Annotated in this window: 4 protein-coding genes and 3 pseudogenes; 3 read left to right on the top strand and 4 right to left on the bottom strand. The window is 36.8% G+C overall.

The annotated features are described in order from the left end of the window. A partial coding sequence (locus tag CWATDRAFT_RS28405; RefSeq protein WP_042712712.1) for a transposase occupies positions 1–448 on the bottom strand: 448 nt, incomplete at its 3' end. Positions 449–700: 252 nt separating this feature from the next. On the opposite strand from CWATDRAFT_RS28405, the gene CWATDRAFT_RS28400 reads away from it, so the two are divergent. Beyond that, positions 701–925, top strand: coding sequence for a PEP-CTERM sorting domain-containing protein (locus CWATDRAFT_RS28400; RefSeq protein WP_071905662.1), 225 nt, complete (start codon positions 701–703; stop codon positions 923–925). Positions 926–1,329: 404 nt separating this feature from the next. Here the strand turns inward: CWATDRAFT_RS28400 and CWATDRAFT_RS28395 are convergent. Beyond that, positions 1,330–1,653, bottom strand: a pseudogene (locus CWATDRAFT_RS28395) (DUF2887 domain-containing protein); the annotation flags it as partial. 601 nt (positions 1,654–2,254) lie between these two features. Here CWATDRAFT_RS28395 and CWATDRAFT_RS42045 point away from each other — a divergent pair. Then, positions 2,255–3,393 (top strand): annotated as a pseudogene (locus CWATDRAFT_RS42045) (ISAzo13 family transposase). A 219-nt stretch (positions 3,394–3,612) separates the two neighbouring features. Continuing rightward, positions 3,613–4,776 (top strand): annotated as a pseudogene (locus CWATDRAFT_RS28380) (IS66-like element ISCwa4 family transposase); the annotation flags it as partial. Positions 4,777–5,734: 958 nt separating this feature from the next. Here CWATDRAFT_RS28380 and CWATDRAFT_RS28375 read toward each other — a convergent pair. Together CWATDRAFT_RS28375 and CWATDRAFT_RS28370 are read right to left on the bottom strand one after the other, a co-directional pair. Next, complete coding sequence (locus tag CWATDRAFT_RS28375) at positions 5,735–6,574, bottom strand: YwiC-like family protein (protein ID WP_007308211.1); 840 nt, start codon at positions 6,572–6,574, stop codon at positions 5,735–5,737. A gap of 402 nt (positions 6,575–6,976) precedes the next feature. Continuing rightward, a partial coding sequence (locus CWATDRAFT_RS28370; RefSeq protein WP_042712710.1) for an ISAzo13-like element transposase-related protein occupies positions 6,977–7,176 on the bottom strand: 200 nt, incomplete at its 5' end.

Genomic DNA, 7,176 nt, shown 5'->3' with positions numbered 1-7,176 from the left:
CCATGGCTGGTCCTCTATTTATGATACGACTCGTTTTTTGGTCGAGAATAGTCTCAGGACAATATTCCAATCTATTAATTGTACTTTTTCCAGCTAACCATCCCTTTTTATCTTCAAGCTCATTAAGCTTTTCTAAAGCGATCTTAAGGGCAGGATGGTGACGTAATTTATCATGGTCATTGACATCTTCATAGCCTAAAATAATTCCATAAAGCCTTTGTGCTAATAACTCATGAACGGAATGATCTACATAAGATTGATGACGATGATCTTGAAAACAGTTACCAAACTTCTCCGTAATTCCCAGTTTTTTATCCAACTCAGCTATCCAGACAATCCCCGCATCTGAAGTGATTAGTCCCCCATCAAAATTAGCGATTATTTCTTTTCCTTTCTGTTTACTAAAGTTGATTACTTGACGAGGGGTTCGGGGATGACTGGGACTCATTAAATCAGTTTAAGGTAAATTGCTTTAATAATTAAATTATAGCATATTTTATTCTAACAATCTAGTACTATTAGAGATTTTATTAATAATTTTTTTGGAAAAATGAGTGATTGATTTATCTTTTCATCTTTGTCTAATTCGGGTTGATTTTAACTTAAAATCTGACAACAGACTGTTGGTTGGGGAAATCTGCGATCGCTCTGTTCAAACCCACTTCCTGTAAGGCTTCTGTGTTTGGCGATCGCAGATTTTGTGAGAAATTCGGGTATACCCTCTGACTTTGTTGCCACCGCTACTTACGCTGGAACTATTGCTGATTTAGGGATAGACACCACACCACAGACAATTATTTGGGACAATGGACAAGAGTTTCGTTTATTCCAAGGTGTACCGTCTGAATCAGTACCTGAACCTGGAACAATTTTAGGCTTATTAGCTTTTGGTTCTATGGGTGCATTAGTTCGCAAACGCAAATAACGTGAGTTCGGAGTTCGGAGTTCGGAGTTCGGAGTTATGATTTTTTTAACGAGAGAATGAGGGTTTGATATTTTTGATTTGAGTCAGTTTTCTACAAATCTACTTATATCGAACTCAGGTTAAATAAGACCTCGTTGTTAACGACGGAGTTTAAATAAACCATAAATTTCGGTGTGAGGAAGGTTTAAAGTCCTTCTTTTTTTTTGTATCTTTCTAACTCACATCTTGCACCACCCCCATTAACCGCGTTGAAATTAATTTCAACGCTAACAAATAGCGTTCAATAAATTGAACTAGAATACCTACTATATCTACCTTTCAGTTATCTTTAGATAACGTCTTTATTAGCCCTGTCAATTCATTGCAGGGCGGTCTAGGTGACAGGTGCAAGCAAGATATCAGTTTAATTCATCCAAACTAAACATAGCTTCTACCTCCCGACGACTCAAACGGGGTAACATATAAACAAGAACCGTCTCTATTAATTGTAAAAGTTCTTCAGGCTTTTGGTCTGACGTTAACTCGTTCCTGACTCTTTGAATAAGTTGACGAGTAACATCAATAGCTTCTGCTTCAGGTAAAGTGATTAACTGTACTGTTGCTAAACCAATTGAACTTTGATTCAGGTTTTCTAGTTCATCCAAATAAAGGCGAGTCACCCTACCAGAAGTTAACATATCTCGATAGCGTTGGATGTTATCTGTGTCCACTCGACGGTTAGGATAGATCCCAGATTCCGCACTTCAAAATGTAGTATAAAAAAAATACATAGTTTTAAAAAGTCCGAAAATCATACCTGGGCAAGAATATTTCTCTTTTCATTAAATTTTTAGGAAAAATAATCAAATTAAGAAGATTTATACTCATTGAAAACTTAGCAAGACTCAGCACAAACGAAGGAGAGTTTCCTCTTCTCATTTGATATCATTAGACTCTTATTCTTTTATTATTTTTGCTTTATCCAATTCAATTTATAGATAATATCTTTGACAAGATGCAGGTAATAAACTCAATATAAAACGCCTTTCTTCTGTTAAATTGACAATTTGTTTAACTCCGTTTAAAATCACATAAGGTGATTTCCGAGAAAGCTTTTCCCATAGGGGGTAATCGCTTGGACTAAAGGCTTTCAAGAAATAAAAGGAACAGAGAGTTAGCGGATCTTGGTACACAACTTTAAAATTTCATAATTGGCTTGTCTGAAAAAACAGAAGAAATAGATTAAAATGAAGAGGTAAAAAGATTAGAGAGAGTAAATTGAAGCTAAAACAGACAAATAATCCCTTAACCCCGTCGATGGTCGATGATTTACGTTTAGCAGCCTAAAAAATGACGGGAGCAGAGCGTCGTTCATTTCAAGCTGAAATGTGTCTCAAGTATTGTGGAGGAAGTGCCAGACAAACCGAAATCGTGTTTGGTTGGGGGAGAAAAAATGTTCAACTTGGATTACATGAAAAACGAACTGGGATAGTGTGTTTAGGATTACAATCAGTCAATAGTGGATGTAAAAAATGGGAGGAAAGATACCCAATAGTTGCCCAATCATTGAAAGAAATAGCCGAAGCTCACGCACAACAAAACCCCACATTTAATAACCCCATTGCCTATACAAGATTAACGGCGGCTGAAGCCATTAAACAATTAAGAAATCTAGGATATAATGGAGAGGAGGTTCCTGCTGCTTCGACAATGGCAGATATTTTAAATCGTTTGGGCTATCGATTAAGAAAAGTGGTAAAAGCTAAACCTAAAAAAAAATCTCGGAGACGGACGCTATCTTCGAGAATATAGAGAAAAAAGATAGAAAAAAAGACCCTTCTGTGAAACGTTTAAGTATGGATTGTAAAGCAACTGTGGAAATAGGAGAATATTCACGTGGCGGACAAACCAGAGGTTATAATCAAGCTCAAGATCATGATATGGGAACTAAAGAAAAATACGTTCCTTGTGGGATTGTAGATGAAGAGACAGGGCAACTTTATGTAACTTTTGGAAGTTCTTATAAAACGAGTGATTTCATGGTAGATAACTTGGAGCAATGGTGGACAAGTCTGAGTATAACTGAAAAGCAGCAACTAGAGAACATCCAAATTAAAGTTGATAATGGAGCAGAAAATAGTGGAATAAGAAGGCAATTTTTGAAGAGAATGGTAGAGTTTGCCGACCAAACTAAGAAATCTATTCAATTACTATATTTTCCTCCTTATCACAGTAAATATAATCCCATAGAAAGATGTTGGGGAATTTTAGAGAGGCATTGGAAAGGAACACTTCTGAGAAATGCTCAAACGATGTTAGCTTGGGTAAAAACTATGACATGGAAAGGCTTAAATCCGATAGTTAAGTTAAGTAAAAAAGTTTATCAAAAAGGCATTTCTTTAACGAAAAAAGAGATGAAGGAAATTGAGAAACGTTTAGAACGTAATCCTCACTTACCTAAATGGGATATTTTGATTAGACCCAGTTAGTCTAAAAAGTTAATAAGAGTGTAAAATTAAGTGAATTTCCTTTTTAAAAATAGTCAAAGCTAATTTAAAAGTTAGCGTATTTCTTTCTTTTAGATAGGGAGGTTTTTGTTCGCGGAAAGTATCCGCGAACAACTTTTTATTTTTCCCTTTTCGCTTATTTGAGATGTTCTACAAACAGATTCTGAGAATGGGTGGGAAACTTTTTCTTGGAAATCACCGAAGACCCGTAATGGTTTTGGTCAGCCCGATAAGATAGTCACTGTAGAACTAGAAAACTGTCCTGTTTGTGGGGGTTCAGTGGAACGAGATGAAGTAGTTCCCGAAAAAGTCCAGCAAGTGGCTGAAGTAGTAGACCAACCCATAGAAATCAGGGAATATCGTCGCGGATTCTATAAATGTCCTAGTTGTGGATGGTCAGATTACAGTCCTGTTCCATTGGGAGTTAAAGAAGGATTCCGTTATGGGGCGCGATTAAGTAGCATCGTGGGCTGGCTTGGCTATGGGGGTAATCTTACATGGCGTAAACAGGAACATTTTATAGAGTATGTCTTTGGCATTCCCATTTCTCAAGGGAGCCTTGCCAAAATGCACAAATGGTTTCAAGAAAGTTTAGAACCCTTGACCCAACAGTGGTTAAAGTACATCCAGCAGCCAGGAATCCGATGTGTTGACGAAACCAGTTATTGCATCGATGGCATCAAGTATTGGGTTTGGGTAGCCACATCAAATGAGGTCTGTGTGTTGATGTTGGCTCCCACTAGAAGCTCCGCAGAAGTCGAGAAATTGTTAGGAGCAGATTTTAAGGGCATCCTCACCAGTGACTGCTATAGTGCCTACTTTAGACAAAGTGCGATGGCCAAACAGAAATGTCTGGCACATTTAGAACGAGAGTTAGAGTCCCTTAAAACCAGTCGTTTTCAAGCGAATCGAGAATTTGCTGCCGATGTACAGCAAGTTTTAGCAACCGCCCGTATCCATTATCGTCATTATCATGCTCGAAATTTAACCCTTGAAGACTTAGGCTCCAAAAGAACAGAAGTCGAGAACTCACTGCAAAAGATTTTTAAAGCAACTCCCAAAAAAGGATGGCCTTATGATGCACAAAGATTGATTAACCGTCTCAAAGGTCATTGGGAAGAGTGGTTCACCTTTCTAACTTATCCTGAAGTCAAACCAGATAATAATGATGCTGAGAGAGCTTTACGTCCCATTGTCATTCACCGCAAAGTAAGTGGGGGAGCAAGAAGCGACTGGGGTGCAGAGTTAGTCACCCAAATGTTCAGTTTTTTAGAGACCATGAGATTACAGGGGCAAAATGCCATTGTCCAATTATGCGAATTATTTTCATTAGCTGGTCGGAGTCCCCCAGGATTAGAGATGTAAAAGGCTCCGGAGCCGATGGGGGATAGATTTTTCTTGATCCCCCTATCTCTCCGCACAAAAATACACAGGGTTAGCGGATAATCTCCGCTAACAAAAAACTATCTTACTATTCTTTTTTTTTCATATTGTTGTTTTTATTTGAGGTTTTTAAAAGACTTGATTCTGGGAATGTTAGTCATTAAAATAGCCGTAATAAATTAGCTTAAATTTTACGCTAAATCACAGGGCTTATATTTTTGTTGACTCAACTGATGTTGTTTGTAGTGCTTTTCAATAAGACTTTTTTGTTGCGGTGAGCAGTTACGCTTTATTGCCTAAATTCAACCTCAGAAGCGAGTTGTATGTGCCTTGAAAAAGTAGGATTCCTTGACTGTTTAGCCATGAGTCTAACTATTTATTAGACTGAAACTTTGGGAATTATCTCTTAATAGAAAAGATTATCGAAAAAATCTACAAGTTATCCCTAAAACTCTTCAAAAGAAAGCATCTTGAGTAGTTTAGGATACTATTGATTGTAGACTTGAATTTTAAAGTCCCTATTAGTTTGGAAGATAATTTTAAGTAATTGAACAGATTGTTAAAATCACCTCGACTCTCGTTAAAGCATGATGATAAACATCACTTATTAAAATAAGCAAGGTAATATCTTTTATCTGATAGTATGGAAGTTTTTGACTCCGTAACCTTGATAAAGAATTAGCTTAATTTTATTCTTTAATCCTTTGATTAGACCACTGGAATTCTACTGATTTAAACGCCGTATTTTATGATTGCTTCTCATACTATTACTAAATAATTAAGTAATCTTACTTATGGGTAACACAGTCTTCTAGACTGTATAGCAGTCTAACCATCTAAGTTGAGATTAAGGCAATAGGAAACTCCGAAACACAGAAGATTAAAACTTCATAACCTTTAGTTCAACTGCCATACAACCAAGATGCTTATGATTACAATGTCAACTAGGGGGTAAATGAGCAGGAAGAACACTAATACAAGCAATAGCAGTATAAACTAGAGCAAATCTCGTTTCAAAAATAGCGATCGCCTGAAACTTAGCCTGACGATACCACTCTAATACACAATTAACAATACCAAATTTAATTAAGGCTATAAGGAAAGATAAAGCTGTGACTAACGATAAACAATCTAATCCATATAGTCCAGTTATAACTAGCAGAGATACACCATGATAGATGATGCCAGGTGTCAATGATTGGGTTCTTTTCTTCCTCAACTTGATTGTATAAATAGCACTGCTAAAAAATAAGGTGTTTAAAATCCACATCCCTACCGCTTCTATAGATAAATTACCAGTAGTGGCACCGTAAGCTAACGGCGAGGCCAGGCAAATAGCAGCAAAACTGATCAATTCGTTAACAATGGACTTATGCTTTTTCTGGAATACTGCAATCCCATCGGCAATCAAGGCCATCACTGCTAAAACATAAATAGATAATAAAACTGGGGAGTGAAACCAAAGCACTATGGCTAAACTTAAGGCACTTATTCCATATATTCCCCCCCAAATCACAAAACGAGGTTTCCAACTTCTTCTTTGTTTTAGCTGCACCACATAAGGATGCTCTACCTGTAAGGCAAAAAATGCACAGAGCAAAGCTATATTCGTCCATTGATTCCATTGTTGTGCTAGAGATGCACCGGTCAAAAAAGAACCAAACAAGACCAATAATACACCCTGTTCTGGGGCAAATGTGGGGCGGAACCAAACAGGTAGTTTAGAGGGCTTTTTGAACTCTGGACTTTGGGTGAGGAAGGGAGGGGAGGAGAGTGCCATGAAGTCAGAAATACTTTAATAATAATCTTTCTCAATAATATTTAAACATACTTTTGCGGATTCACAGAAAAATTTAAGATTTTATCCCAATTGGGGACACTTGAACTTTCAAGATTTATTAAGAATTATTATCAATATTCTGTGGGATAGTGCCGGAACGTAGTGAGGAACTTCATTAATGTTGGGTGATTTCCAAGAAAAAGTTTCCCACCCATTCTCAGAATCTGTTTGTAGAACATCTCAAATAAGCGAAAAGGGAAAAATAAAAAGTTGTTCGCGGATACTTCCCGCGAACAAAAACCTCCCTATCTAAAAGAAAGAAATACGCTAACTTTTAAATTAGCTTTGACTATTTTTAAAAAGGAAATTCACTTAATTTTACACTCTTATTAACTTTTTAGACTAACTGGGTCTAATCAAAATATCCCATTTAGGTAAGTGAGGATTACGTTCTAAACGTTTCTCAATTTCCTTCATCTCTTTTTTCGTTAAAGAAATGCCTTTTTGATAAACTTTTTTACTTAACTTAACTATCGGATTTAAGCCTTTCCATGTCATAGTTTTTACCCAAGCTAACATCGTTTGAGCATTTCTCAGAAGTG

The organism is Crocosphaera watsonii WH 8501 (assembly GCF_000167195.1).
Taxonomy (GTDB): domain Bacteria; phylum Cyanobacteriota; class Cyanobacteriia; order Cyanobacteriales; family Microcystaceae; genus Crocosphaera; species Crocosphaera watsonii.
Note: the sequence above shows the minus strand (reverse complement) of the source record. Positions and strands in the feature narration are given on the sequence as shown.

Coding starts and splice junctions, on each gene's coding strand:
- CWATDRAFT_RS28375 (WP_007308211.1), bottom strand. CDS start 6,574: ATGGCACTCTCCTCCCCTCCCTTCCTCACCCAAAGTCCAGAGTTCAAA.